This is a genomic window from Streptomyces sp. NRRL F-5122, from assembly GCF_001507435.1.
In the GTDB taxonomy this organism is placed as follows: domain Bacteria; phylum Actinomycetota; class Actinomycetes; order Streptomycetales; family Streptomycetaceae; genus Streptomyces; species Streptomyces lannensis.
Genome location: NZ_LMWH01000059.1, coordinates 37049 through 62498 on the forward strand (window position 1 = coordinate 37049; position 25450 = coordinate 62498).

Annotated in this window: 36 protein-coding genes; 32 read left to right on the forward strand and 4 right to left on the reverse strand. The window is 67.0% G+C overall.

What is annotated here, in order from left to right:
• The first annotated feature begins 224 nt into the window (after positions 1-224).
• The 32 genes from ADL25_RS09215 to truA all read left to right on the forward strand — a co-directional run bounded on the left by ADL25_RS09215 (position 225) and on the right by truA (position 19381).
• Positions 225-1490, forward strand: a complete 1266-nt coding sequence (locus ADL25_RS09215; RefSeq protein WP_234380770.1) for an alpha/beta hydrolase family protein — start codon at positions 225-227, stop codon at positions 1488-1490.
• A gap of 520 nt (positions 1491-2010) precedes the next feature.
• Entirely contained in the window at positions 2011-2319 is a 309-nt protein-coding gene (gene rpsJ, locus ADL25_RS09220) for a 30S ribosomal protein S10 (protein WP_003948644.1), read from the forward strand.
• A gap of 16 nt (positions 2320-2335) precedes the next feature.
• Positions 2336-2980 (forward strand): 50S ribosomal protein L3, encoded by a 645-nt coding sequence (gene rplC / locus ADL25_RS09225; protein WP_059127171.1) that lies wholly within the window; start codon positions 2336-2338, stop codon positions 2978-2980.
• Positions 2981-2988: 8 nt separating this feature from the next.
• On the forward strand, positions 2989-3642 hold the full coding sequence (gene rplD / locus ADL25_RS09230) for a 50S ribosomal protein L4 (protein WP_059127172.1): 654 nt from the start codon (positions 2989-2991) through the stop codon (positions 3640-3642).
• Positions 3642-4061, forward strand: a complete 420-nt coding sequence (rplW, locus tag ADL25_RS09235; RefSeq protein WP_059127173.1) for a 50S ribosomal protein L23 — start codon at positions 3642-3644, stop codon at positions 4059-4061. The genes rplD and rplW overlap by 1 nt, the downstream gene beginning before the upstream one ends.
• Before the next feature lie 40 nt (positions 4062-4101).
• Complete coding sequence (rplB, locus tag ADL25_RS09240) at positions 4102-4938, forward strand: 50S ribosomal protein L2 (protein ID WP_059127174.1); 837 nt, start codon at positions 4102-4104, stop codon at positions 4936-4938.
• Between the two features lie 12 nt (positions 4939-4950).
• The gene (gene rpsS / locus ADL25_RS09245; protein WP_059127175.1) at positions 4951-5232 is read left to right on the forward strand and encodes a 30S ribosomal protein S19; all 282 of its coding nucleotides are present in this window, start codon (positions 4951-4953) and stop codon (positions 5230-5232) included.
• Between the two features lie 42 nt (positions 5233-5274).
• The gene (rplV, locus tag ADL25_RS09250) at positions 5275-5622 is read left to right on the forward strand and encodes a 50S ribosomal protein L22 (protein ID WP_059127176.1); all 348 of its coding nucleotides are present in this window, start codon (positions 5275-5277) and stop codon (positions 5620-5622) included.
• Entirely contained in the window at positions 5622-6443 is an 822-nt protein-coding gene (rpsC, locus tag ADL25_RS09255; RefSeq protein ID WP_003998826.1) for a 30S ribosomal protein S3, read from the forward strand. Before rplV ends, rpsC begins: the two co-directional genes overlap by 1 nt.
• Positions 6444-6448: 5 nt before the next feature.
• Entirely contained in the window at positions 6449-6868 is a 420-nt protein-coding gene (rplP, locus tag ADL25_RS09260) for a 50S ribosomal protein L16 (protein ID WP_059127177.1), read from the forward strand.
• Positions 6868-7092, forward strand: coding sequence for a 50S ribosomal protein L29 (gene rpmC / locus ADL25_RS09265; protein ID WP_018564811.1), 225 nt, complete (start codon positions 6868-6870; stop codon positions 7090-7092). Before rplP ends, rpmC begins: the two co-directional genes overlap by 1 nt.
• Positions 7092-7373 carry a 30S ribosomal protein S17 gene (gene rpsQ / locus ADL25_RS09270; protein WP_059127178.1) on the forward strand — a complete coding sequence of 94 codons (282 nt, stop codon included), beginning with the start codon at positions 7092-7094 and terminating at the stop codon, positions 7371-7373. Before rpmC ends, rpsQ begins: the two co-directional genes overlap by 1 nt.
• 184 nt (positions 7374-7557) lie before the next feature.
• Positions 7558-7926: a 50S ribosomal protein L14 gene (rplN, locus tag ADL25_RS09275; protein ID WP_003998823.1), complete on the forward strand. Its 369-nt coding sequence runs from the start codon at positions 7558-7560 to the stop codon at positions 7924-7926.
• Positions 7927-7928: 2 nt separating this feature from the next.
• On the forward strand, positions 7929-8252 hold the full coding sequence (gene rplX / locus ADL25_RS09280; protein WP_059127179.1) for a 50S ribosomal protein L24: 324 nt from the start codon (positions 7929-7931) through the stop codon (positions 8250-8252).
• Entirely contained in the window at positions 8252-8809 is a 558-nt protein-coding gene (gene rplE / locus ADL25_RS09285; RefSeq protein WP_016434630.1) for a 50S ribosomal protein L5, read from the forward strand. Before rplX ends, rplE begins: the two co-directional genes overlap by 1 nt.
• A gap of 5 nt (positions 8810-8814) precedes the next feature.
• Entirely contained in the window at positions 8815-9000 is a 186-nt protein-coding gene (locus tag ADL25_RS09290) for a type Z 30S ribosomal protein S14 (protein WP_059127180.1), read from the forward strand.
• Between the two features lie 209 nt (positions 9001-9209).
• Entirely contained in the window at positions 9210-9608 is a 399-nt protein-coding gene (gene rpsH, locus ADL25_RS09295) for a 30S ribosomal protein S8 (RefSeq protein ID WP_007384075.1), read from the forward strand.
• A gap of 24 nt (positions 9609-9632) precedes the next feature.
• Complete coding sequence (rplF, locus tag ADL25_RS09300; protein ID WP_059127181.1) at positions 9633-10172, forward strand: 50S ribosomal protein L6; 540 nt, start codon at positions 9633-9635, stop codon at positions 10170-10172.
• 3 nt (positions 10173-10175) lie between these two features.
• Complete coding sequence (gene rplR, locus ADL25_RS09305; RefSeq protein WP_059127182.1) at positions 10176-10559, forward strand: 50S ribosomal protein L18; 384 nt, start codon at positions 10176-10178, stop codon at positions 10557-10559.
• A gap of 39 nt (positions 10560-10598) precedes the next feature.
• The gene (gene rpsE, locus ADL25_RS09310; protein WP_003992370.1) at positions 10599-11204 is read left to right on the forward strand and encodes a 30S ribosomal protein S5; all 606 of its coding nucleotides are present in this window, start codon (positions 10599-10601) and stop codon (positions 11202-11204) included.
• Between the two features lie 2 nt (positions 11205-11206).
• Positions 11207-11389 carry a 50S ribosomal protein L30 gene (gene rpmD, locus ADL25_RS09315; protein WP_059127183.1) on the forward strand — a complete coding sequence of 61 codons (183 nt, stop codon included), beginning with the start codon at positions 11207-11209 and terminating at the stop codon, positions 11387-11389.
• A 2-nt stretch (positions 11390-11391) separates the two neighbouring features.
• Positions 11392-11847, forward strand: a complete 456-nt coding sequence (gene rplO, locus ADL25_RS09320) for a 50S ribosomal protein L15 (protein WP_059127184.1) — start codon at positions 11392-11394, stop codon at positions 11845-11847.
• Positions 11848-12088: 241 nt separating this feature from the next.
• Positions 12089-13402, forward strand: a complete 1314-nt coding sequence (secY, locus tag ADL25_RS09325; protein ID WP_059127185.1) for a preprotein translocase subunit SecY — start codon at positions 12089-12091, stop codon at positions 13400-13402.
• Positions 13402-14064 carry an adenylate kinase gene (locus ADL25_RS09330; protein WP_059127186.1) on the forward strand — a complete coding sequence of 221 codons (663 nt, stop codon included), beginning with the start codon at positions 13402-13404 and terminating at the stop codon, positions 14062-14064. The genes secY and ADL25_RS09330 overlap by 1 nt, the downstream gene beginning before the upstream one ends.
• 134 nt (positions 14065-14198) lie before the next feature.
• A complete protein-coding gene (map, locus tag ADL25_RS09335) occupies positions 14199-15035 on the forward strand; it encodes a type I methionyl aminopeptidase (RefSeq protein WP_059127187.1) in 837 nt (278 codons plus the stop codon).
• A 172-nt stretch (positions 15036-15207) separates the two neighbouring features.
• Entirely contained in the window at positions 15208-15429 is a 222-nt protein-coding gene (infA, locus tag ADL25_RS09340; RefSeq protein ID WP_003948620.1) for a translation initiation factor IF-1, read from the forward strand.
• A gap of 59 nt (positions 15430-15488) precedes the next feature.
• On the forward strand, positions 15489-15602 hold the full coding sequence (rpmJ, locus tag ADL25_RS09345) for a 50S ribosomal protein L36 (RefSeq protein ID WP_003974245.1): 114 nt from the start codon (positions 15489-15491) through the stop codon (positions 15600-15602).
• A 187-nt stretch (positions 15603-15789) separates the two neighbouring features.
• Positions 15790-16170, forward strand: coding sequence for a 30S ribosomal protein S13 (rpsM, locus tag ADL25_RS09350; protein ID WP_059127188.1), 381 nt, complete (start codon positions 15790-15792; stop codon positions 16168-16170).
• Between the two features lie 65 nt (positions 16171-16235).
• Positions 16236-16640 (forward strand): 30S ribosomal protein S11, encoded by a 405-nt coding sequence (rpsK, locus tag ADL25_RS09355; RefSeq protein ID WP_003956432.1) that lies wholly within the window; start codon positions 16236-16238, stop codon positions 16638-16640.
• Between the two features lie 155 nt (positions 16641-16795).
• Positions 16796-17818 (forward strand): DNA-directed RNA polymerase subunit alpha, encoded by a 1023-nt coding sequence (locus ADL25_RS09360; RefSeq protein ID WP_003966937.1) that lies wholly within the window; start codon positions 16796-16798, stop codon positions 17816-17818.
• Between the two features lie 133 nt (positions 17819-17951).
• Positions 17952-18467 carry a 50S ribosomal protein L17 gene (gene rplQ / locus ADL25_RS09365; protein ID WP_059127189.1) on the forward strand — a complete coding sequence of 172 codons (516 nt, stop codon included), beginning with the start codon at positions 17952-17954 and terminating at the stop codon, positions 18465-18467.
• Positions 18468-18538: 71 nt separating this feature from the next.
• Positions 18539-19381, forward strand: a complete 843-nt coding sequence (truA, locus tag ADL25_RS09370) for a tRNA pseudouridine(38-40) synthase TruA (RefSeq protein ID WP_059127190.1) — start codon at positions 18539-18541, stop codon at positions 19379-19381.
• A gap of 50 nt (positions 19382-19431) precedes the next feature.
• Here truA and ADL25_RS09375 read toward each other — a convergent pair whose 3' ends face one another.
• Genes ADL25_RS09375 through ADL25_RS09390 form a run of 4 tightly spaced genes read right to left on the reverse strand, consistent with a single transcriptional unit; the run spans position 19432 to position 25369 of the window.
• On the reverse strand, positions 19432-21504 hold the full coding sequence (locus ADL25_RS09375) for an acyltransferase family protein (protein WP_059127191.1): 2073 nt from the start codon (positions 21502-21504) through the stop codon (positions 19432-19434).
• 49 nt (positions 21505-21553) lie between these two features.
• The gene (locus ADL25_RS09380) at positions 21554-22654 is read right to left on the reverse strand and encodes a nucleotidyltransferase family protein (RefSeq protein ID WP_059127192.1); all 1101 of its coding nucleotides are present in this window, start codon (positions 22652-22654) and stop codon (positions 21554-21556) included.
• Positions 22655-22670: 16 nt separating this feature from the next.
• Complete coding sequence (locus ADL25_RS09385) at positions 22671-23897, reverse strand: glycoside hydrolase family 113 (protein ID WP_059127193.1); 1227 nt, start codon at positions 23895-23897, stop codon at positions 22671-22673.
• 20 nt (positions 23898-23917) lie between these two features.
• Positions 23918-25369: a glycosyltransferase family 2 protein gene (locus tag ADL25_RS09390; RefSeq protein ID WP_234380772.1), complete on the reverse strand. Its 1452-nt coding sequence runs from the start codon at positions 25367-25369 to the stop codon at positions 23918-23920.
• Positions 25370-25450: the final 81 nt, after the last annotated feature.

Consider the following 25450-nt stretch of genomic DNA (forward strand, 5'->3'; position numbering starts at 1 on the left):
AGCGGAGTTACCCGGGTCGTGCCGTTCGAGGGAACGGCGGGTGTCGCACCCTGGGGGAACGGGCGCGACTCATATGTTCGGTTGGCATGAAGAGCGCAACGGGTGATCAGACGTCCGGTCCCAGTCGGCGCGGCGCCCTCGCCGGGATCGTCGGTGCGGCCGGGGCGGCGGTGGCCGCCGGGTGCACGGCCCCGAGGCCGAGGTACACGCGGAGGCCGGCCACCGTGCGCACAAGTCCGGCACCCGCTCCGAAGGCCGGCCCCGCCCCCGGCGTGATGACGCTGTTCGACGACGACGGGTTCAACTTCAGCGGGCTGTGGGCGCTCGGTGGGGCCGGGCAGGGGAGTGCCGACGCGGGGGAGGTGCTGACCGCCGTCAACACCATCAACAAGGCCGGTCTCTCCGCCCAGACCTACACCCAGACCTTCCGAAGGCTCGGGGACCGTCTGACGAAGGAGCCCGAGAACGCCAGACCCGACGCGGAGACCATGCGCTTCCGGGCCCTGAGGGCGGCGCAGTACTACGCGCAGGCGCTGTCCTGCGTGCTGGGCTCCGAGGACCCCGGCAGCGAGGAAGCGCTGTACCAGGCGGGCCGCGGCGCCTGGGACGCCTTCTGCGGGCTGTGCGACCCGGCTCCCGTGACGGACAACATCACCTACGAGAGCACGCCGCTGCCCGTGTGGCTCTTCCGGCCGGACGCCTCGGGGCAGGCCCGTCCCACGGTGATCCTCACCAACGGCAGCGACGGACAGAACGTGGACATGTGGACCTACGGGGTCCGTACCGCCCTGGACCGGGGGTGGAACGCCCTGGTGTACGACGGACCCGGACAGGGGCAGCTGCTCTTCGTGAACCGGGTGCCCTTCACCCCCAGCTGGGAGCACGTGGTGACGCCCGTCGTCGACTGGCTGCTCGCCAGGTCCGATGTCAACCGCGCCAAGATCGCCCTTGCCGGGCTCAGCATGGCGGGGAATCTGACCGCCCGTGCCGCGGCCTTCGAGGAGCGCATCGCCGCCCTGGTCGCCATGCCCGGGCTGCTGGAGCCGTGGCTGGCCTTCCCCAAGCAGGTCCGGGAGATCCTGGCCGCGACCAAGGACGAGACCAACAACGTCTGGAACAAGGAGGTGGCCCCGAAGCTGTCGCGCACCGACGCGGCGATCCTGAAGACGCGCTTCGAGCCGTTCTCCGTGCCGGCGATGCTCGCCGCCCGCCAGGGCAGGCTCTTCACCGACTTCTACACCCCGGCCAAGCTGATCCAGTCACTGGCCACGACGAACGTGGTGAGCCGCATCAAGGTGCCGACCCTCGTCCTGGACTACGAGTTCGAGCAGTTCTACCCGGGGCAGGCGCGTCAGATGTACGAGGCGCTGACCGCTCCCAAGGACTACGTGAGGCTCACCGCCGCGACCGGCGCCCAGATGCACTGCTCGCCGATGGCTCCGCAGCAGCACTGCGAGGTGGTCTTCGACTGGCTGCAGCAAACGCTGTAGGGGCCCGGCCCGCTGACGCACACGCGCCCCCTGCTTCGTCTCCCGCGCCGCCCGGCGCGGTCCGTGGACGGGAGAGAAGCCCGAATGCCGGAGGCGGGCATCGAGGCCCGCGTTTCGCACACGACTCCGCCGGGGTACTCTCTACGGCTCGATTGGCCAGCCCCCCGCCTGCTATGGCAGACTGTCGGAGTTGCTCGGTCGAGTGTTGATGCTGCGCGCCTCCCGTCGGGAGGACCGGAAGCGAGTCCCACAGTACTCGTCGCCCTAACTGCCTCACGGCAGCGCTGGGGCGGACGTACGGGAATCTTCCGGGAAGTGTGGGCGCGACACCGGCCAGGCGCCCGGTGGGCTCCTCGCTCCCGGTCCCGCGGTTCCGGAAGGGCCGTGTTCCCCCTGCAGGGATGTTCGAACAAGGGACATCCGTGTCAGCGGGAGCGCGACACGCCCGACCGCGTGGGTCGGAGAGAGGCTCGGAACGCCGGGTCCCAGAGCGTAAGAGAGACAGGACTACGGAGTAGCCATGGCGGGACAGAAGATCCGCATCCGGCTCAAGGCCTACGACCACGAGGTCATCGACTCCTCGGCGAAGAAGATCGTCGAGACGGTGACGCGTACTGGTGCGTCGGTCGCGGGCCCGGTGCCGCTGCCCACTGAGAAGAACGTGTACTGCGTCATCAAGTCGCCGCACAAGTACAAGGACTCGCGCGAGCACTTCGAGATGCGTACCCACAAGCGCCTGATCGACATTCTCGACCCGACGCCCAAGACCGTTGACTCTCTGATGCGACTCGACCTCCCGGCCGGTGTCGACATCGAGATCAAGCTCTGAGGCCGGTGATCTGAGAATGGCTAAGCAGATCAAGGGCATCCTGGGCGAGAAGCTCGGCATGACGCAGGTCTGGGACGAGAACAACCGTGTCGTCCCCGTGACCGTCGTCAAGGCCGGCCCCAACGTCGTGACCCAGGTTCGTACGAACGACGTCGACGGCTACGAGTCGGTCCAGATCGCCTTCGGCGAGATCGACCCCCGCAAGGTGAACAAGCCTCTCAAGGGCCACTTCGCGAAGGCCGACGTCACCCCGCGCCGTCACCTCGTCGAGATCCGCACGGCGGACGCCGCCGAGTACACCCTCGGCCAGGAGATCACCGCTGAGGTGTTCGAGGCCGGCGTGAAGGTCGACGTCACCGGCAAGAGCAAGGGCAAGGGCTTCGCCGGTGTCATGAAGCGTCACAACTTCAAGGGCCTCGGCGCCGGACACGGTGTCCAGCGCAAGCACCGCTCCCCCGGTTCGATCGGTGGCTGCGCCACCCCGGGCCGTGTGTTCAAGGGCGTCCGCATGGCGGGTCGCATGGGCCACGAGCGGGTCACCACCCAGAACCTGACCGTCCACGCCGTTGACGCGGAGAAGGGTCTGCTGCTCATCAAGGGCGCGGTTCCTGGTCCGAACGGCGGCCTCGTCCTGGTCCGCACCGCGGCCAAGGGGGCCTGAGGTAACCGATGAGCACTGTTGACATCCTTTCGCCGGCGGGCGAGAAGGCCGGTTCCGTCGAGCTCCCCGCGGAGATCTTCGGCGTTGAGAAGGTCAGCGTTCCGCTGATCCACCAGGTCGTCGTCGCGCAGCTGGCCGCTGCCCGCCAGGGCACGCACAAGACGAAGACCCGCGCCGAGGTCCGTGGTGGCGGCAAGAAGCCGTACCGCCAGAAGGGCACCGGTCGCGCCCGTCAGGGTTCGACCCGCGCCCCGCAGTTCGCCGGTGGTGGCGTCGTGCACGGTCCCGTGCCGCGCGACTACTCGCAGCGGACCCCCAAGAAGATGAAGGCCGCGGCCCTGCGCCACGCCCTCACCGACCGGGCCCGCAACAACCGCATCCACGTCGTGACCGACGTGGTCGAGTCGGACATCTCCACCAAGGCCGCCAAGGCTCTCCTCGGCAAGATCAGCGAGCGCAAGAACGTGCTCCTGGTCATCGAGCGCGAGAACGACAAGGCCCTGCTGTCCGCCCGCAACCTGCCCCAGGTCCACATCCTGGAGCCGGGCCAGCTGAACACGTACGACGTGATCGTCTCCGACGACGTGGTCTTCACCCAGGCCGCTTTCGAGTCCTTCGTGTCCGGCCCGAAGGCCAACGACACCGAAGGGAGCGAGGCCTGATGGCTATCCGTCACCCCGCCATTGCCTCGAAGGCGGCCAAGGCCGCCAAGGCCGCGCGCGTCGCCAAGGCGCGCCGCCACGCCGCCGAGGGCAAGAACACCGTCGTCACCCCGGCGAGCAAGTCGTACACGGACCCCCGTGACGTCCTGCTGAAGCCGGTCGTGTCGGAGAAGAGCTACGCGCTCATCGACGAGAACAAGTACACGTTCATTGTCGACCCGCGTGCGAACAAGACCCAGATCAAGGAGGCCGTCCAGGCGGTCTTCGAGGTCAAGGTCACCGGGGTCAACACGATCAACCGCCAGGGCAAGCGCAAGCGGACCCGTACGGGCTTCGGCCAGCGTGCCGCCACCAAGCGCGCGATCGTGACCCTCGCCGAGGGCGACCGTATCGACATCTTCGGCGGTCCGACCGCCTGAGGGCGGTCCGGATCGTCCGATATCGGACGAGGACTGAGAAATGGGAATCCGCAAGTACAAGCCGACTACGCCGGGCCGTCGTGGCGCCAGCGTCGCCGACTTCGTCGAGGTCACGCGGTCCACGCCGGAGAAGTCGCTGGTCCGCCCGCTGCACAGCAAGGGCGGCCGTAACAACGCCGGTCGTGTGACCGTTCGCCACCAGGGTGGCGGACACAAGCGCGCCTACCGTGTGATCGACTTCCGTCGTCACGACAAGGACGGCGTGCCGGCGAAGGTCGCGCACATCGAGTACGACCCCAACCGCACCGCGCGTATCGCGCTGCTGCACTACGCCGACGGCGAGAAGCGCTACATCCTCGCGCCGCGCGGCCTTGCGCAGGGCGACCGCGTCGAGAACGGTCCCGGGGCCGACATCAAGCCGGGCAACAACCTGGCACTCCGCAACATCCCGGTCGGTACCACGATCCACGCGATCGAGCTCCGTCCCGGTGGCGGCGCCAAGTTCGCCCGTTCCGCGGGTGCCTCCGTGCAGCTGCTGGCTCGTGAGGGCGCCATGGCGACCCTCCGTATGCCGTCCGGCGAGATCCGCATGGTGGACGCGCGCTGCCGCGCCACCGTCGGTGAGGTCGGCAACGCCGAGCAGTCGAACATCAACTGGGGCAAGGCCGGCCGTATGCGCTGGAAGGGCGTCCGCCCGACCGTGCGTGGTGTGGTCATGAACCCCGTGGACCACCCGCACGGTGGTGGTGAGGGTCGTACCTCCGGTGGCCGCCACCCGGTGTCCCCGTGGGGCCAGAAGGAAGGCCGTACTCGTTCCGCCAAGAAGGCGAGCAACAAGTACATCGTCCGCCGCCGCAAGACGAACAAGAAGCGCTAGGAGCGGGTTTAGATGCCGCGCAGTCTCAAGAAGGGGCCCTTCGTCGACGACCACCTGAGCAAGAAGGTGGACGCCCAGAACGAAGCCGGCACCAAGAACGTCATCAAGACCTGGTCCCGACGCTCCATGATCATCCCGGCCATGCTCGGCCACACGATCGCGGTGCACAACGGCAAGACCCACATTCCGGTGTTCGTCACCGAGTCGATGGTCGGCCACAAGCTCGGCGAGTTCTCGCCGACGCGCACCTTCCGGGGTCACGTCAAGGACGACCGGAAGTCGAAGCGCCGCTAGTAGCGGGGTGGAATGACCATGACAGACACTGGAAGGACAACCATGGACGCCAGGGCCCAGGCGCGGTACATCCGCGTCACGCCCATGAAGGCCCGCCGCGTGGTGGACCTCATCCGTGGCATGGATGCCGCGGAGGCTCAGGCGGTCCTGCGTTTCGCCCCGCAGGCCGCGAGCGTGCCGGTCGGCAAGGTGCTGGACAGCGCCATCGCCAACGCCGCGCACAACTACGACCACACCGATGTCGACAGCCTCTACATCTCCGAGGCGTACGTCGACGAGGGCCCGACCCTGAAGCGGTTCCGTCCGCGCGCCCAGGGCCGTGCCTACCGGATCCGCAAGCGGACCAGCCACATCACCGTGGTCGTCAGCAGCAAGGAAGGAACCCGGTAATGGGCCAGAAGGTAAACCCGCACGGGTTCCGGCTCGGTGTCACGACCGACTTCAAGTCGCGTTGGTACGCCGACAAGCTGTACAAGGACTACGTCAAGGAAGACGTCGCCATCCGTCGGATGATGACGTCCGGCATGGAGCGCGCCGGTATCTCCAAGGTGGAGATCGAGCGCACCCGTGACCGCGTCCGTGTGGACATCCACACCGCGCGTCCGGGCATCGTCATCGGCCGCCGTGGCGCCGAGGCCGACCGCATCCGCGGCGACCTCGAGAAGCTCACGGGCAAGCAGGTCCAGCTGAACATCCTCGAGGTCAAGAACCCCGAGACCGACGCTCAGCTGGTGGCGCAGGCCGTTGCCGAGCAGCTCTCCTCCCGCGTCTCCTTCCGCCGCGCCATGCGCAAGAGCATGCAGTCGGCGATGAAGGCGGGCGCCAAGGGCATCAAGATCCAGTGCGGTGGCCGCCTCGGCGGCGCCGAGATGTCCCGCTCGGAGTTCTACCGCGAGGGCCGTGTGCCCCTGCACACGCTCCGCGCGAACGTGGACTACGGCTTCTTCGAGGCCAAGACGACCTTCGGCCGCATCGGTGTGAAGGTCTGGATCTACAAGGGCGATGTCAAGAACATCGCCGAGGTCCGCGCCGAGAACGCTGCCGCCCGTGCGGGTAACCGCCCGGCCCGCGGTGGCGCCGACCGCCCGGCCCGTGGTGGCCGCGGTGGCGAGCGGCGCGGTCGTAAGCCGCAGCAGGCTGCCGGCGCCGAGGCCCCCAAGGCCGAGGCTCCCGCGTCCGCTCCGGCTGAGAGCACCGGAACGGAGGCCTGACCGACATGCTGATCCCCCGTAGGGTCAAGCACCGCAAGCAGCACCACCCGAAGCGCGATGGAATGGCCAAGGGTGGAACGCAGGTTGCGTTCGGCGAGTACGGCATCCAGGCGCTGACCCCGGCGTACGTGACGAACCGCCAGATCGAAGCGGCTCGTATCGCCATGACCCGTCACATCAAGCGTGGCGGCAAGGTCTGGATCAACATCTACCCGGACCGCCCGCTGACCAAGAAGCCCGCCGAGACCCGCATGGGTTCCGGTAAGGGTTCGCCGGAGTGGTGGATCGCGAACGTCAAGCCTGGTCGCGTGATGTTCGAGCTGTCCTACCCGAACGAGAAGATCGCCCGTGAGGCGCTCCTTCGTGCGGCCCACAAGCTGCCGATGAAGTGCCGGATCGTCAAGCGCGAGGCAGGTGAAGCGTGATGTCGGCCGGTACCAAGGCGTCCGAGCTGCGCGAGCTGGGCAACGAGGAGCTTCTTGGCAAGCTCCGCGAGGCCAAGGAAGAGCTGTTCAACCTCCGCTTCCAGGCGGCGACGGGACAGCTCGAGAACCACGGCCGTCTGAAGGCGGTCCGCAAGGACATCGCGCGGATCTACACCCTGATGCGCGAGCGTGAGCTGGGCATCGAAACGGTGGAGAACGCCTGATGAGCGAGAAGAACGTGACTGAGCAGACCGAGCGCAACGCCCGCAAGACCCGTGAGGGTCTGGTCGTCAGCGACAAGATGGACAAGACCGTCGTCGTCGCCGTCGAGGACCGTGTGAAGCACGCGCTGTACGGCAAGGTCCTGCGCCGTACCAACAAGCTCAAGGCGCACGACGAGCAGAACGCTGCCGGCGTCGGCGACCGCGTCCTCCTGATGGAGACGCGCAAGCTGTCCGCCTCGAAGCACTGGCGCATCGTCGAGATCCTCGAGAAGGCGAAGTAACAAGCGGGGGCCGCACGGCCCCTGCTGACCCCCGCTGGGGGCCGCACCTCAGGGTGCCCGGCCCCCGGCGTGGGTTCCCGCCTGCAGAGGCGTAAGTAATTCCTGCGGTATCCCCCGCAGGACAGTTCCGCCAGGCTCTCCGGCCAACACCCGGAGGGAACCGGCAGACGATCAGGAGATAGACGTGATCCAGCAGGAGTCGCGACTGCGCGTCGCCGACAACACTGGTGCGAAGGAGATCCTTTGCATCCGTGTGCTCGGTGGTTCCGGTCGCCGCTACGCGGGCATCGGTGACGTCATCGTCGCCACCGTCAAGGACGCGATCCCCGGTGGCAACGTGAAGAAGGGTGACGTCGTCAAGGCGGTCATCGTTCGCACCGTCAAGGAGCGCCGCCGTCCGGACGGCTCGTACATCCGCTTCGACGAGAACGCCGCCGTCATTCTGAAGAACGACGGCGACCCTCGCGGCACCCGCATCTTCGGCCCGGTCGGCCGTGAGCTGCGCGAGAAGAAGTTCATGAAGATCATCTCGCTCGCGCCGGAGGTGCTGTAAGCATGAAGATCAAGAAGGGCGACCTGGTCCAGGTCATCACCGGCAAGGACAAGGGCAAGCAGGGCAAGGTCATTGCCGCTTACCCGCGCGACGAGCGTGTCCTGGTCGAGGGTGTCAACCGGGTCAAGAAGCACACCAAGGCCGGTCCGACCGCCAGCGGTTCGCAGGCCGGCGGCATCGTGACCACCGAGGCCCCGATCCACGTGTCCAACGTTCAGCTGGTCGTGGAGAAGGACGGCAACAAGGTCGTCACGCGTGTCGGCTACCGCTTCGACGAGAACGGCAACAAGATCCGCGTTGCCAAGCGGACGGGTGAGGACATCTGATGGCTACCACCACCACTCCGCGTCTGAAGCAGAAGTACCGCGAGGAGATCGCGGGCAAGCTGCGTGACGAGTTCAAGTACGAGAACGTCATGCAGATCCCCGGCCTCGTCAAGATCGTGGTCAACATGGGTGTGGGCGACGCCGCCCGCGACTCCAAGCTGATCGAGGGCGCCATCCGCGACCTCACCACGATCACCGGTCAGAAGCCGGCCGTCACCAAGGCCCGCAAGTCCATCGCGCAGTTCAAGCTGCGTGAGGGTCAGCCGATCGGTGCCCACGTCACGCTTCGTGGCGACCGCATGTGGGAGTTCCTGGACCGCACCCTGTCGCTCGCGCTGCCGCGCATCCGCGACTTCCGCGGTCTGTCCCCCAAGCAGTTCGACGGCCGTGGCAACTACACCTTCGGTCTCACGGAGCAGGTCATGTTCCACGAGATCGACCAGGACAAGATCGACCGTGTCCGGGGTATGGACATCACCGTGGTCACCACGGCGACCAACGACGCTGAGGGCCGCGCGCTCCTTCGTCACCTCGGCTTCCCGTTCAAGGAGGCGTGAGCGAGATGGCGAAGAAGGCTCTGATCGCGAAGGCTGCTCGTAAGCCCAAGTTCGGTGTGCGCAGCTACACCCGCTGCCAGCGCTGCGGTCGTCCGCACTCCGTGTACCGCAAGTTCGGCCTGTGCCGCGTGTGCCTTCGTGAGATGGCTCACCGTGGCGAGCTGCCGGGCGTGACCAAGAGCTCCTGGTAACAGCCCTATTGGGTTGATGCAGGGCTCTCGGTAAGCATCTGGGTCGGCAGGCGGCCCAACTCACATGCATTAGGCTTGTGGGGTTGGGCGTCTGTCGCCCGTACGACTTACTACGCCGTAGGTCCACCGCGCCGCACCCGTCCCGTCTCGGATCGGGGAGAGGGATGGCGCACCAGGAAACCCCGGCGAGAGAGGCCGAAGGCCAATTCATGACCATGACTGATCCGATCGCAGACATGCTTACGCGTCTGCGGAACGCGAACTCGGCATACCACGACTCCGTGACGATGCCGGCATCGAAGATCAAGTCGCACATCGCGGAGATCCTCCAGCAGGAGGGCTTCATCACGGGCTGGAAGGTCGAGGACGCCGAGGTCGGCAAGAACCTCGTTCTCGAGCTGAAGTTCGGCCCGAACCGTGAGCGCTCCATCGCGGGCATCAAGCGGATCTCCAAGCCCGGTCTCCGGGTGTACGCGAAGTCCACCAACCTGCCGAAGGTGCTCGGCGGCCTCGGCGTGGCGATCATCTCCACGTCCCACGGGCTCCTCACCGACAAGCAGGCCGGCAAGAAGGGCGTAGGCGGAGAAGTCCTCGCCTACGTCTGGTAACGGAAGGGAACGGAGGAAACAGCTATGTCGCGCATCGGCAAGCTCCCCATCGCGGTTCCCGCCGGCGTGGACGTCACCATCGACGGCAGCACGGTCTCGGTCAAGGGCCCCAAGGGCACGCTGACCCACACCGTCGTGGCGCCGATCGAGATCGCCAAGGGTGAGGACGGCGTTCTGCACGTCACCCGCCCCAACGACGAGCGTCAGAACAAGGCCCTGCACGGCCTGTCCCGCACGCTGGTGGCGAACATGATCACCGGCGTGACCCAGGGTTACGTGAAGAAGCTCGAGATCAGCGGTGTCGGTTACCGCGTGACCGCCAAGGGCTCGAACCTCGAGTTCGCGCTCGGCTACAGCCACCCGATCACCGTCGAGGCCCCCGAGGGCATCACCTTCAAGGTGGAGGCCCCCACCCGTTTCTCGGTCGAGGGCATCGACAAGCAGAAGGTCGGCGAGGTTGCGGCCAACATCCGCAAGCTGCGCAAGCCCGACCCGTACAAGGCCAAGGGCGTCAAGTACGAGGGCGAAGTCATCCGCCGCAAGGTCGGAAAGGCGGGTAAGTAAGCCATGGCATACGGACAGAAGATCCTCAAGGGCGACGCCTACAAGCGCGCCGCGATCAAGCGCCGTCACATCCGGATCCGCAAGCGGATCTCGGGTACGGCGGAGCGTCCGCGTCTGGTCGTGACCCGCTCCAACCGCCACATCGTGGCGCAGGTGATCGACGACCTCAAGGGCCACACCCTGGCATCGGCGTCCACGCTGGACACCTCGGTCCGTGGTGGCGAGGGCGACAAGTCCGCGCAGGCCAAGCAGGTCGGCGCCCTGGTCGCCGAGCGCGCCAAGGCCGCCGGTGTCGAGGCTGTCGTGTTCGACCGTGGTGGCAACCAGTACGCCGGGCGCATCGCCGCCCTGGCGGACGCCGCCCGCGAAGCCGGGCTCAAGTTCTGAGCCTGCCGTAGCTAGCGGAAACAGAGAGAGGTAATTCCAATGGCTGGACCCCAGCGCCGCGGTGGCGGTGCCGGTGGCGGCGAGCGGCGGGACCGGAAGGGCCGTGACGGCGGCGCTGCTGCCGCCGAGAAGACCGCGTACGTTGAGCGCGTTGTCGCGATCAACCGCGTCGCCAAGGTTGTGAAGGGTGGTCGTCGCTTCAGCTTCACCGCGCTGGTCGTGGTGGGCGACGGTGACGGCACCGTGGGTGTCGGATACGGCAAGGCCAAGGAGGTGCCGGCCGCCATCGCCAAGGGCGTTGAGGAGGCCAAGAAGCACTTCTTCAAGGTCCCGCGTATCCAGGGCACCATCCCGCACCCGATCCAGGGTGAGAAGGCTGCCGGCGTCGTGCTCCTGAAGCCCGCGTCGCCCGGTACCGGTGTTATCGCCGGTGGTCCGGTGCGTGCCGTGCTCGAGTGCGCCGGTATCCACGACGTGCTGTCGAAGTCGCTCGGCTCCGACAACGCGATCAACATCGTGCACGCGACCGTGGCGGCCCTGAAGGGCCTGCAGCGTCCCGAGGAGATCGCGGCCCGCCGTGGTCTGCCGCTCGAGGACGTCGCCCCCGCGGCCCTGCTGCGGGCGCGTGCCGGGGCGGGTGCGTAATCATGGCGCAGCTCAAGATCACGCAGGTCAAGTCCTACATCGGCAGCAAGCAGAACCACCGCGACACCCTGCGTTCCCTGGGCCTCAAGCGCCTGGGTGACGTGGTCGTCAAGGAGGACCGTCCCGAGTTCCGCGGCATGGTGCACACCGTCCGCCACCTCGTGTCGGTCGAGGAGGTCGACTGATCATGGCGGAGCAGAACCCGCTCAAGATCCACAACCTCCGTCCCGCCCCGGGCGCCAAGACCGCCAAGACCCGTGTGGGTCGTGGTGAGGCGTCCAAGGGTAAGACGGCCGGTCGTGGTACGAAGGGCACGAAGGCCCGCTACCAGGTTCCGGAGCGCTTCGAGGGTGGCCAGATGCCGCTCCACATGCGCCTCCCGAAGCTGAAGGGCTTCAAGAACCCGTTCAAGACCGAGTACCAGGTCGTGAACCTCGACAAGCTGGCCGCGCTCTACCCCGAGGGTGGCGAGGTCACCGTCGAGGGTCTGGTGGCCAAGGGTGCCGTTCGCAAGAACGCGCTCGTCAAGGTCCTCGGGCAGGGCGAGATCTCCGTGGCGCTGCAGGTGACGGTCGACGCCGTCTCCGGCTCCGCCAAGGAGAAGATCACCGCCGCCGGCGGTACCGTCACCGAGCTCGTCTGAGAATTTCGGGCGTCTCGATGACCTGAACGATCCCGGCCGGGGATATCCCACATGGGGTATCCCCGGTTGGTCGTTCCAAGGGAGCAGTCTCGCCGGTAAGGTGGCCTGCACTGCCAACTTTCACAGGGTGCCGCGGTTCGGGCACTCAGGGCGGCAGTCAGCCGTTACCCAAGTCGTTGTTCAGTCGGATACTCAAGACCGTCACCCTTGACGCAGACGCGCGGGGGTCGCAGGAGGCACCGTGCTCACCGCGTTCGCCCGGGCGTTCAGGACGCCCGACCTGCGCAAGAAGCTGCTCTTCACGCTCGGCATCATCGTGGTGTACCGGGTCGGTACGCACATTCCGATCCCGGGCGTCGACTACAAGAGCGTCCAGACGTGTATCGACGTCGCCAAGGGCAACCAGGGCCTGTTCGGTCTGGTCAACATGTTCAGCGGTGGCGCGCTGCTGCAGATCACGATCTTCGCACTGGGCATCATGCCGTACATCACGGCGAGCATCATTCTCCAGCTGCTGACCGTGGTCATTCCGCGCCTGGAAGCCCTCAAGAAGGAGGGCCAGGCGGGCACGACGAAGATCACGCAGTACACCCGTTACCTGACGGTGGCCCTCGCGATCCTCCAGGGCACCGGCCTGGTGGCGACCGCCCGCAGCGGCGCGCTGTTCTCGGGCTGCCCGGTGGCGACCTCGATCGTCCCCGACCAGTCGATCTTCACGACCATCACGATGGTCGTCGTCATGACCGCCGGTACGGCCGTCGTCATGTGGCTCGGTGAGCTGATCACCGACCGCGGCATCGGCAACGGCATGTCCATTCTGATGTTCATCTCGATCGCCGCGACCTTCCCGTCCGCGCTGTGGGCGATCAAGAAGCAGGGCACCCTGGCCGGGGGCTGGATCGAGTTCGGCACCGTCATCCTCGTCGGCCTCGTCATGGTCGGCCTGGTCGTCTTCGTCGAGCAGGCTCAGCGACGCATCCCGGTCCAGTACGCGAAGCGCATGATCGGCCGGCGTTCCTACGGCGGGACCTCGACCTACATCCCGCTGAAGGTGAACCAGGCGGGTGTGATCCCCGTCATCTTCGCGTCGTCGCTGCTGTACATCCCGGCCCTGATCGCGCAGTTCTCCGGGGGTAATTCCGGGTGGAAAGCCTGGATCCAGCAGAACCTGACCAAGGGCGACCACCCGATTTACATCACTATGTACTTCTTGCTGATTGTTTTCTTCGCGTTCTTCTACGTGGCCATCTCGTTCAACCCCGAGGAAGTCGCGGACAACATGAAGAAGTATGGTGGCTTCATCCCTGGCATCCGGGCCGGTCGGCCCACTGCTGAGTACCTCTCGTACGTGCTCAACCGGATCACTTGGCCGGGATCGCTGTACCTGGGTCTGATTGCTCTCGTACCGACAGTGGCGTTGGTTGGCTTCGGGGCGAGCCAGAACTTCCCGTTCGGCGGAACCAGCATCCTGATCATCGTGGGTGTCGGTCTCGAGACGGTGAAGCAGATCGAGAGCCAGCTCCAGCAGCGCAATTACGAAGGGTTCCTCCGCTGATGCGAATCGTCCTCGTCGGGCCGCCCGGTGCCGGGAAGGGAACGCAGGCCGCGTTCCTCGCCAAGAACCTGTCGATCCCGCACATCTCCACGGGCGACCTGTTCCGCGCCAACATCAGCCGGCAGACGGACCTTGGCAAACTCGCGAAGTCCTACATGGACCGCGGTGAGCTGGTTCCCGACGAGGTCACCATCGCGATGGCCAAGGACCGCATGGAGCAGCCCGACGCGAAGAACGGCTTTCTCCTGGACGGCTTCCCTCGCAATGTGAAGCAGGCCGAGGCGCTGGACGAGATGCTCAGGACCGAGGGCATGAAGCTGGACGCGGTCCTCGACCTCGAGGTGCCCGAGGAAGAGGTCGTCAAGCGCATCGCGGGACGTCGCGTCTGCCGCAACGACTCGGCGCACGTCTTCCATGTGTCGTACAAGCCGGCCAAGCAGGAAGGCGTCTGCGACGTCTGCGGCGGCGAGCTCTACCAGCGCGACGACGACTCCGAGGAGACCGTCCGCAAGCGGCTCGAGGTCTACCACACGCAGACCGAGCCGATCATCGACTACTACAAGTCGCAGGGCCTGGTGGTCACGATCTCCGCGCTCGGCAAGGTGGAGGACGTCACCCAGCGCGCGATGGAGGCGCTCCAGCAGAAGGACGGCGCCAAGTAGTCGCTTCCGGCACACACGGCCGCGGTTCCCTCCGGGAGCCGCGGCCGAGCTGTGAGCGGTGATGGGCGGTCCGGCGCGCCCGTATCGTTGAAGAAGTCCGTGTTTCTCTCCGGTCCAGAAAGGCCGCAGTCGTCATGGTGCAGATCAAGACCCCCGAGCAGATCGCCAGGATGCGTGAGGCGGGGCTGGTCGTCGCCGCCGTGCACGCGGCCACGCGCGAGGCGGCCGTGCCGGGCGCCACGACGAAGGACCTGGACGAGGTCGCCCGCAAGGTTCTCGCGGAGCACGGGGCCAAGCCGAACTTCCTCGGGTACGGCGGTTTCCCCGCCACCATCTGCACCTCGGTGAACGAGGTCGTCGTCCACGGCATCCCGTCCGAGGAGGTCGTGCTCAAGGACGGGGACATCATCTCCATCGACGCCGGCGCCATCGTCGACGGCTGGCACGGCGACGCCGCCTACACGGCGTTCGTGGGGTCCGGTCACGCTCCGGAGCTGGTCGAGCTCTCCCGGGTGACCGAGGAGTCCATGTGGGCCGGGATCGCCGCCATGAAGCAGGGCAACCGCCTGGTCGACGTCTCCCGGGCCATCGAGACCTACATCCGCAGGCAGCCGAAGCCCGGTGGCGGCAAGTACGGGATCATCGAGGACTACGGCGGGCACGGCATCGGAACCGAGATGCACATGGACCCCCATCTGCTGAACTACGTGGACCGCCGCCGTGGCAAGGGCCCCAAGCTGGTCCCCGGGTTCTGCCTGGCCATCGAGCCGATGGTGTCCCTGGGCACCCCGAAGACGGACGTCCTCGAGGACGACTGGACCGTCATCACCACCGACGGCACCTGGTCCTCGCACTGGGAGCACTCCGTCGCCCTGACCGAACAGGGCCCGCTGGTGCTGACGTCCCCCGACGGGGGCAGGGCCAAGCTCGCCGAGTACGGCGTGACGGCCGCGCCGGACCCGCTCGCCTGAGAGCCGGTGCCGGACAGGCCCCTGCCCGCATGATGATCTCGGACATGGGGCAGACTTCCGCGATTCGTCTTTCCGAGAGGCCTGACGTAGACTGACTCGTCGGCTCTCGTGCATCCGCATGTCCGCATGCGGGACCGGAGCCGATCAAGGTAGTCGATTCGAAGGGCGAAGCGTGGCCAAGAAGCAAGGTGCCATCGAGATCGAGGGCACTGTCGTCGAGTCTCTTCCGAACGCCATGTTCAAGGTCGAGCTCCAGAACGGCCACCAGGTCCTGGCACACATCAGCGGCAAGATGCGTATGCACTACATCCGCATTCTCCCTGACGACCGGGTCGTGGTGGAGCTTTCTCCGTACGACCTGACGCGTGGCCGGATCGTCTACCGCTACAAGTAGATCTTGCCGGTACCCCGTCTCCACGGGGTGGTGGCACTGACCCGGAGAACCTCACATCCATGAAGGTCAAGCCGAGCGTCAAGAAGATCTGTGACAAGTGCAGGGTGATCCGTCGTCACGGTCGGGTCATGGTCATCTGCGACAACCCGCGCCACAAGCAGCGCCAGGGCTGACGCAGGACCGCATCCTCTGCATCCGCAGAACTTCGCGCGACGCAAGCTGAATATGTTCATACGCAGGACCCGGAACCGATCGGTTCCGATACCCCCGGTTCGGAGGCCGGGGACCCAGTTCGTACCTGGTACGGCGGCTGGGAGCCGGTTCTGCGGAAGACCTCCGAAGATCAACTGGAGCCATTGAATGGCACGCGTTTCCGGTGTTGACATCCCGCGCGAAAAGCGCGTGGAGGTCGCCCTGACCTACGTGTTCGGCATCGGCCGGACCCTCTCGAAGGAGACGCTGGCTGCGACCGGCGTCGACCCGAACACCCGCGTCCGTGACCTGAGCGAAGAGCAGCTGGTCGCGATCCGCGAGTACGTCGACAACAACATCAGGACCGAGGGTGACCTCCGTCGTGAGGTCCAGGCCGACATCCGCCGCAAGGTCGAGATCGGCTGCTACCAGGGTCTGCGGCACCGCCGGGGTCTGCCCGTCCGCGGTCAGCGCACCAGCACCAACGCCCGCACCCGCAAGGGCCCGCGTCGCGCCATCGCCGGCAAGAAGAAGCCGGGCAAGAAGTAGTCCGCAGCGGACACCTGTCCACGGTCTTCGCTGTAGGACCGACCACCTCCCGTAGGAGTTAGTAGATGCCCCCCAAGGGACGTCAGGGCGCTGCCAAGAAGGTGCGCCGCAAGGAAAAGAAGAACGTCGCTCACGGCCACGCGCACATCAAGAGCACGTTCAACAACACCATCGTTTCGATCACCGACCCGTCGGGCAACGTGATCTCCTGGGCCTCCGCCGGCCACGTCGGCTTCAAGGGCTCCCGGAAGTCCACGCCGTTCGCCGCGCAGATGGCCGCCGAGTCGGCCGCCCGTCGCGCGCAGGAGCACGGCATGCGCAAGGTCGACGTGTTCGTCAAGGGCCCGGGTTCCGGCCGTGAGACCGCGATCCGCTCCCTGCAGGCCACGGGCCTCGAGGTCGGCTCCATCCAGGACGTCACCCCGACCCCGCACAACGGCTGCCGTCCGCCGAAGCGCCGCCGCGTCTGACGCACGGCCGCTCCGCAGGACAGCGGTTTCGGGCGGTACGGCCCTTTCGGGACGTGCCGCCCGTACCCTTGCAGTACCCGCACCTCTGCATTCCGGGTGCGGCCCCGTCGGGCGTCATATAGCGGGCGTCCACGACTGAAGGATCTGATCCACACATGCTGATCGCTCAGCGTCCCTCGTTGACCGAAGAGGTCGTCGACGAGTTCCGCTCCCGGTTCGTGATCGAGCCGCTGGAGCCGGGCTTCGGCTACACCCTCGGCAACTCCCTGCGCCGTACCCTCCTGTCGTCGATCCCCGGTGCCGCTGTCACCAGCATCCGCATCGACGGTGTCCTGCACGAGTTCACCACCGTGCCGGGCGTCAAGGAGGACGTCACCGACCTGATCCTCAACATCAAGCAGCTGGTCGTCTCCTCGGAGCACGACGAGCCGGTCGTGATGTACCTGCGCAAGCAGGGCCCGGGTCTGGTCACCGCCGCCGACATCGCGCCCCCGGCCGGTGTCGAGGTGCACAACCCCGACCTCGTCCTCGCCACGCTCAACGGCAAGGGCAAGCTGGAGATGGAGCTGACCGTGGAACGCGGTCGCGGCTACGTCTCCGCCGTGCAGAACAAGCAGGTGGGCCAGGAGATCGGCCGTATCCCGGTCGACTCCATCTACTCGCCCGTTCTCAAGGTCACCTACAAGGTCGAGGCGACCCGTGTCGAGCAGCGCACCGACTTCGACAAGCTGATCGTCGACGTCGAGACCAAGCAGGCCATGCGTCCCCGCGACGCCATGGCGTCGGCGGGCAAGACCCTGGTCGAGCTGTTCGGTCTGGCACGTGAGCTCAACATCGACGCCGAGGGCATCGACATGGGCCCGTCCCCGACGGACGCCGCCCTTGCCGCCGACCTGGCGCTCCCGATCGAGGAGCTGGAACTCACCGTCCGCTCCTACAACTGCCTCAAGCGCGAGGGCATCCACTCGGTGGGTGAGCTCGTGGCGCGTTCCGAGGCGGACCTGCTGGACATCCGCAACTTCGGTGCGAAGTCCATCGACGAGGTCAAGGCGAAGCTGGCCGGCATGGGCCTGGCCCTGAAGGACAGCCCGCCCGGATTCGACCCGACCGCCGCCGCCGACGCCTTCGGTGCCGACGACGACGCGGACGCGGGTTTTGTGGAGACCGAGCAGTACTGATCGGTCTTCGGCTGCGGCTGGTCGCGCAGCTCCCCGCGCCCCTCGGGGCGCGGGGTCTCCGACAGGCGCCCGCCTGCTCGGATACTGACCTCGGTACCTGATACGGCCGGGGCAGACACACAGGAGAAGAACAATGCCGAAGCCCACCAAGGGTGCCCGTCTGGGCGGCAGTGCCGCGCACGAGAAGCTGCTTCTCGCGAACCTCGCGAAGTCGCTCTTCGAACACGGCCGTATCACCACCACCGAGGCGAAGGCCCGCCGCCTGCGGCCGTACGCCGAGCGTCTGGTCACCAAGGCGAAGAAGGGCGACCTTCACAACCGCCGTCAGGTGCTCCAGGTCATCACGGACAAGAGCGTCGTCCACACGCTCTTCACCGAGATCGGCCCGCGGTACGAGAACCGTCCGGGTGGCTACACGCGCATCACCAAGATCGGTAACCGCCGTGGCGACAACGCGCCCATGGCTGTCATCGAGCTGGTCGAGGCGCTGACGGTGGCCCAGCAGGCGACCGGTGAGGCCGAGGCGGCGACGAAGCGCGCCGTCAAGGAGGCCGAGACCAAGGCCGAGGAGACCAAGGCCGAAGAGGTCGTCGAGGACGCCAAGCCGGCCGAGGCCGTCGAGGCTGCCGAGGAGTCCAAGGACGCCTGAGGTTGACCTCGCAGAAAGCGGGTCCGTCCGTCCGGGCGGGCCCGCTTTCGCGTTCCTGAGAGGATCTCTACGTGAGTGACGAAGTGCAGCCCGGGTTCGTACGGGTGCGGCTGGACCTGTCGTACGACGGCACCGACTTCCACGGCTGGGCCAAGCAGGCCGGCGGCAGGCGGACCGTGCAGGGGGAGATCGAGGACGCCCTGCGTACCGTCACCCGGTCCCGGGAGACCTACGAGCTGACCGTGGCCGGGCGCACCGATGCCGGGGTGCACGCGCGCGGACAGGTCGCCCACGTCGATCTGCCCCGGGAGGTCTGGGCCGAACAGAGCGGCAAGCTGCTGAAGCGGCTTGCCGGGCGTCTGCCCAGGGACGTACGGGTCTGGGCGCTCAGGGAGGCGCCCAGCGGCTTCAACGCCCGTTTCGCCGCGATGTGGCGGCGCTATGTCTATCGCGTCACCGACAACCCCGGGGGCACGGATCCGCTGCTGCGCAACCACGTCCTGTGGCACGACTGGCCCCTGGACGTCGCCGCGATGGACGCCGCCGCCAAGACCCTGGTCGGGGAGCACGATTTCGAGGCGTACGCGAAGAAGCGCGAGGGGGCGACGACGATCCGCGAGATCCTCGACTTCGGGGTGCGCCGGGGTGCGGACGGCATCGTCGAGATCGAGGTCCGCGCCGACGCCTTCTGCCACAACCAGGTGCGCTCCATGGTCGGGGCCCTGCTGTTCGTGGGCGACGGACATCGGGGTGCGGAGTGGCCGCGGAAGGTTCTCGACGCCCGTGTCCGCGACAGCGCCGTCCATGTCGTACGGCCGCTCGGGCTGACCTTGGAAGAGGTCGCGTACCCGGCGGACGACCAACTCGCCGAACGGCAGCGGGTGGCGCGGCGGGTACGGGGCGCGGTGCACTGAAAAGGGGCTCCGCGGCGGTCGCCGCGGAGCCCCCGGGGCCTGGAAGGATGCTACGCCTTGTCCAGGATCTGCTTCAGGGCCGGCTCCAGGAAGGGCTTCAGGGTCTTCGAGTACGACGACGTGATGTGGCTGTTGTCGAAGTAGACGATCTGGTCGCCGATGACCGCCGGACACACGTCAGCGGCGCAGAACGCGGGTGTCGTGTCGATGATGTCCGCGCCGTATTTCTCGGCCACTTCCCGCTCCATGGTGCGGAACTCCGTGTACTCCAGCGCCTGCCACTGCTTGCGGTTGCAGAGGGTGGTGTTGTCGATGTGCGTGGCGAGACAGTCCGGGATGTTCTGGCCGGGTTCCGGGGTGTCCGTCATGTAGACGAGCTTGGCGCCGGTCTCTTTGAACACCTTGAACGAGGCCTCGGCACCGGCCCGGTTCGCCTCACGGCGGGCTCGGTCCGCGATGACGAGGACATCCGGGTGCATCTTCTTGAGCTCCGCGAACGCCGACTGGCGCCAACTGTCGCACTCGGTGTACTCGCGATTCACCTGAGGGTTGATGATGTGGTAGATCTGCGGCGAGCAGCCGCCCTTCGTCATGGTCACCACGCGTACGCCGAGTTCCTTGCCGACCTCGTGGTAGGTGTCGCTCCACTGCCAGGCGTGAGAGTCACCCATGAGGACGACCGTCTTCGAGCCCTTCGGATCGCCGACGACACAGCCGTCGCGCATCACGAACTTCTTGACGTCGAAGTTGTCGATGCACCCGTGCTCGGCGGAGTTCTTGGGGGCGCTGGGCAGAGCACTCTGCACCGCCGCGGAGAGTTGCGTGCGGTGCACGGACTTTTCGACCGACGCCTCGCTCGTGTATCCGACCGCGACCGTGCTCGACGAGGAGGAGGTTGCCAGGTGCAGCGGGACGATCGTGGCGAGGACCATCGCCCCGGAAGTGACGCCGGTGAGGACGAATCCGGTGAGGACGCCCTTCCACGGCCGCGCCACCAACTGTGTGTTCCGCTTGAACCGGCGCTCCACCGCGTAGTGCATGACGACGGCCAGCAGGAAGGACAGCACCGCCACCCGGAACCGGTCGGACATGGTGAACGGGCGGTCCACGATGGACGGCCAGAGCACCAGCAGCGGCCAGTGCAGCAGGTACCAGCCGTAGCTGGCGTTGCCGATGAAGTCGAGCACGGGGTTGTCGAGCAGCCGTTCCGCGCCGAACCTGGGGTTGGCGCAGCCCCCCGCGATCACCAGCAGGGCGCCCGCGACGGGACCGGCCACCGCGTAGCCGGGCAGCGGGGTCGCGTCGGATATGAGCATGGCCGTGACCAGCGCGGTGCCCAGACCGAGCCAGGTGAGGACAGCCGCGAAGCCGGTGTTCATGCGAGAAACGAGCGGGGCGGCGAGGGCGAGCAGGACGCCGGTGGTGATCTCCCAGATCCGGGTGTGGGTGGCGAAGTAGGCGAGCGGCTGGTTCTCCGCCGTCTTCGTCCAGCCCAGGTAGAAGGATCCTGCGATGACGGCCAGCAGCCCCAGGACCACCAGGAATCGGTTGCGGAAGATCTTGCGGCTGAGCCATACCGCGACGACCAGCAGGATCGGGGCGACGACGTAGAACTGCTCCTCGATGCCCAGCGACCAGAAGTGCTGGTACGGGGACTGGCTGCCGTCGTTGGCGAAGTAGTCCGTGCCGTTCTCGACCAGGCGCCAGTTCAGGAAGCTGAGAGAGGCGCTGAGACCGTCGGCCACGTAGTCGCGGAAGCGCAGCGGGCTGCCGAAGATCCACGCGGCGGCGGCGGTGCCGACGATGGTGATCGCCATGGACGGGGAGAGGCGACGGAAGCGCCGTGCCCAGAACTTGCCGAGCGAGACCTTCCCGGTCTTGTCGATCTCGGCCAGGAGCTGACCGCCGATGAGAAAGCCGCTGAGCACGAAGCTGACGTCCACGCCGCCGTGGATGTCGAGGATGCCGCAGTGCATGGCGACCACCATCATGATGGCGACCGCGCGCAGGCCCTGGATGTCGGGGCGGTACTTGCGCAGGCGGTCCGTCTTGTCCGGCTGGGACTCCGAACGGTGCCGTCGCGGAAGCTGCGGGCTGACGGCCGTTGAGGCGTGGGTGGTCACGATTCTCCAGAAAATGCCCGGTTGAGGCCGCGGGGGCCGGCCGGCTGCTTCAGTGGACCGTCGGGCAGGCGACAGCCGTTCCGCTGACGCGCACCCCTTGGGCGGGAATGCGGATGCCGCACGACAGCCGCAGCTGGGCGGGTAGCTCGTTCTGCGCGCCGATATGGGAGTGGCAGCCCACAACGACCTCGTGAAGGAACGATTCGCTGCCGATCGAGGAGTCGTGGTCGACCACGGACTCCCGGATGCGGGCGCCCTCGGCCACGGTGACGTTCGCGCCGATGATGGAGCGGTCGACGAGCACATGCGGACCGACGACGGCCTGCGGGCCGATCGTCGAACCACCGGTGACGCGGGCCGTCGGGTCGATCACGGCCGTGGGATGGATCAGGTTTTCGGCGGGCGTCTCCACGAGGGGGGAGGTCGCCTTGCCGGTGACCAGGTCGGCCGAGCCGTGGACGAAGGCCAGCGGCGTACCGAGGTCACGCCAGTAGTCCTCAGTGGTGTGTCCGAACACGCGCCGTCCCTGGGCGACGAGTTGCGGGAAGGTCTCCTGCTCGACCGAGACCTCGCGGTCGGCGGGGATGGTGTCCAGGACGGACCGGCCGAAGACGTAGCAGCCGGCGTTGATCTGGTCGGTGACGCATTCCTCGGCCGTCTTCGGCTTCTCGAGGAAGGACAGCACCCGGCCGTCCTCGTCGGTGGGGACGAGACCGAAGGCACGCGGGTCGGCGACCCGGGTGAGGTACAGGGTGACGTCCGCGTCCTTGTCCTGGTGCCGCGCCAGGATGGCGCGCAGGTCCACGCCGGACAGGATGTCGCCGTTGAGGATGAGCACCGGCCCGTCGGCAGGACCGCCGCGCAGCAGGCGTGCGGCATTGCGGATGGCCCCGCCGGTGCCGAGCGGGACTTCCTCGACGGCGTAGGAGATCTCCAGATCCCGGGAGAAGTCCTTGAACTCCTCCTCGAAGAGGCTGGCGAGGTACGAGGTGGCGAACACCACGTGCTCGACCCCTGCGTCCATCAGCTTGGCGATCTGGTGCCGGATGAAGGACGAGCCCGCGACATTGAGCAGCGGTTTCGGGGTGTGGTTGGTCAGCGGGCGCAGGCGAGTTCCCTTGCCGCCCACCAGGATGATGGCTTCTTGCACGATTGCCTCCGCTCGGTCAGCTGGTGGGGGCGGTACCGGGTCCCGCGTAGTCAGAGGTGAAGCAGGACTTGATGGCTCTCTCCGAGAGGGGGCGTCCGGCGAAGTCGAGCCGGGAGGCGACCTTGTCGTCGGGCTTGGTGTTGGGGTCGTCGTCGAACCAGAGCGACCACCAGTAGATGCCTTGCATCTTCCGGTCCTGCACCACCTGGCAGACGGCGTTGTACCAATTGGCCTGCACCTGGGGGTTGACGGCTCGCTTGACGTAGAAGTCACCGGGGGCGTGGTAGGCGCCGTTCATGGCGCCGATGCCGGTCTCGGAGACGAGGATGTTCGGCAGCGAACCGGTGGCCTTCTTGTCCAGCCAGTCGTTCCAGCCCTTGACCAGGTCCTGGACCGGAGCGGTGTCCGGCACCTTGACGGGGAAGTAGGCGTCGACGCCGAGGTGGTTGACCGGCATGTTGATCCGGCGGGTGACGTAGTTGTCCCAGTTGGCGTCGTAGGCGACCTCGCCGGAGAAGTCCTTCTCGGCGTAGCTGACCAGGGTGTCCCAGCCGGCGTCGCCTTCCAAGGAGTTCAGCTCGGTACCGATGACGAAGGTGTCCGCCTTCGTGTCCTCGGCGGCCTTGAGGTACGGGGTGAGGAACTGCTTGTACGAGGCGAACCAGGCGGAGCGCGAGGCGGGCTCGATGCTGCCGCGCCAGCCGTTCGACTGCTCCAGGGTGCCTTCGTCCAGGATCGGGCGGACCGTGGTGCGGAACCCGGCGTCCTTGAACACCTTCAGCACCCGTTCGAGACGTTCCGGGGACGGGGTCTTGGCGCCGGCCGAGAGTTTGTTGGACGTGGAGTCCTCGATGAAGAACGGGAACGAGACCGACACCGAGTTCGCGCCCAGGCCGATGAGGTACTTCGCTTGCTTGCCGGCCTGTGCCTCGATGAACGTGTCGGATCGCTTGTTCTTCTCCTCCTCCCAGTAGAGCTGTACGCCCCACTGCGGCATGCCCTTCTTCCAGGGCTTGGTGACCTGGAGGGCGTCGGTGGAGGAGGACGCGGAGGAGCCGGGTGTCTTGTCCGTGGAGTGGCCGGCCGGGCCGGCGGGCTCCTCGGCGTCGCCCTTGACGATCTTGGGCATGGCCGAGCCCGCCTCCCAGCGCACCGGGTGGTCGCCGAGGACGAAGGGGGTGCCCACCACGACGGCGAGGACGGTCACCGGAAAGATGGCGAGCAGGGGAAGTCGCGAGCGCATGTCAGTTGTCTTCCGGGCGGTCAGGCGGGCTTGGCGATCACGACGAACTTGTTCTCCTCGCGCCGGACGAACTTCAGGAAGCCCTTGAAGCCTCCGAGGCCCTCCAGCACCGAGAAGACGGGGATGAGCGCGACCACGACGATCGGCTCCCACCACTTGCGCCGGCCACTGACCGACGCGAGCGCGTTCAGTCGCAGGCCCTCCCAGTAGGTCCAGATCACGTAGGCGAAGTTGAGGGCCCACAGGATGACCACGGACTGGGTCACGGGCGAGGTGTTCATGTCGTTGACGAGCCAGCCGAGGAGCAGCACGGCGGCGATGTGCTGGAGCGGGCCGAGGATCCAGGTGGCCACGCAGATCGACAGGAACCAGCGGTAGCGCCAGGGCACGGCCTTGTTGAAGCAGAGCGCCACCAGGCCCCAGGCCCACCGCTCCCGCTGCTTGACGAAGTCGGCCGAGTTCGCGGGGGATGCGCCGTAGCAGCGGCCGTTGAACCAGTCGCTGCGGCCGGGGTACTTGCGGCAGAAGGTCAGGGCGAGTCGGGCGTCCTCGACGATCTCCTTGGGGCCGAAGTCCCAGCCGATGGTGGCCTCGATGGAGGCGCGCAGCACCAGCAGCTCGCCGTGCACGCCGGCGGCCGGGGTGCCGAGGCCGGTCAGCGCGCGGAAACGGGCGATGTCGTCGGCGGGCCGCACCGCGTCCGCGAGCCAGGTGAAACGGTTGACCGCGTTCTCGCGGGGGTACGTGAGGATGCCCTGGGCCATGTGCTTGGCCTCGTCGGGGTGGGCACGACGCTGCCGGTTGATGAACTGGGCCAGCGAGGTCGCGGTGTCGGGGCCGACGCCGGTGTCGTCGTCCATGTGCAGCACCCAGACGTAGTCGAGGGCCTCGCCCTCCGCGATGCGCAGCTCGTGGGCGTAGTGGTTGGCACGGGCCTTGAACCGGGTGCCGTTGGCCGGGACGTAGTCCTTGGGCACGGTGATCACCCGGATCAGCGGGTGGGACTGGGCGAGCCGGTCGATGGCCTCCGCCGCCTCGCAGCCCTCCTCGGTGAGGATGTCCACGCGCATGTACGGGAACCACTCGGGCATGTGCTCGACGTACGACAGTACCGAGCGCTCAAGGGCCGGGTAGGTGTCGTGCCGTCCGATGGTGGGGCAGAGGACGATCAGGAAGTCCTGGTCGACCGGTGCGGGATCCATCATCCGGTCGCTCTGGCGGACCCGGCGGCGGATCAGCAGGGCACCCTGGATGCCGACCATCACGCCCACCACCGGCAGGGACCAGACGATGGTCAGGACCCAGCTCAGTGCCGACGAACTGGGCCGGTAGGTCCACAGGCCCATGGCGACCAGCAGGACGAAGGGCAGCAGGAAGGGGATGATCCCTGGCTTCCATGCCGCGGTGCGCTGGGTGAGCTTCTGATTGTGCCGCGAATGCGGCACGCTCCCGTCGACCAGTGTCGATGCCATGACGACTGCGGAACTCCCGTGAGATCGGTCGGCGCCTCGAGGAAGCGGGCAGGCGGGCATGACGCACTGTGCGCGTCGCAT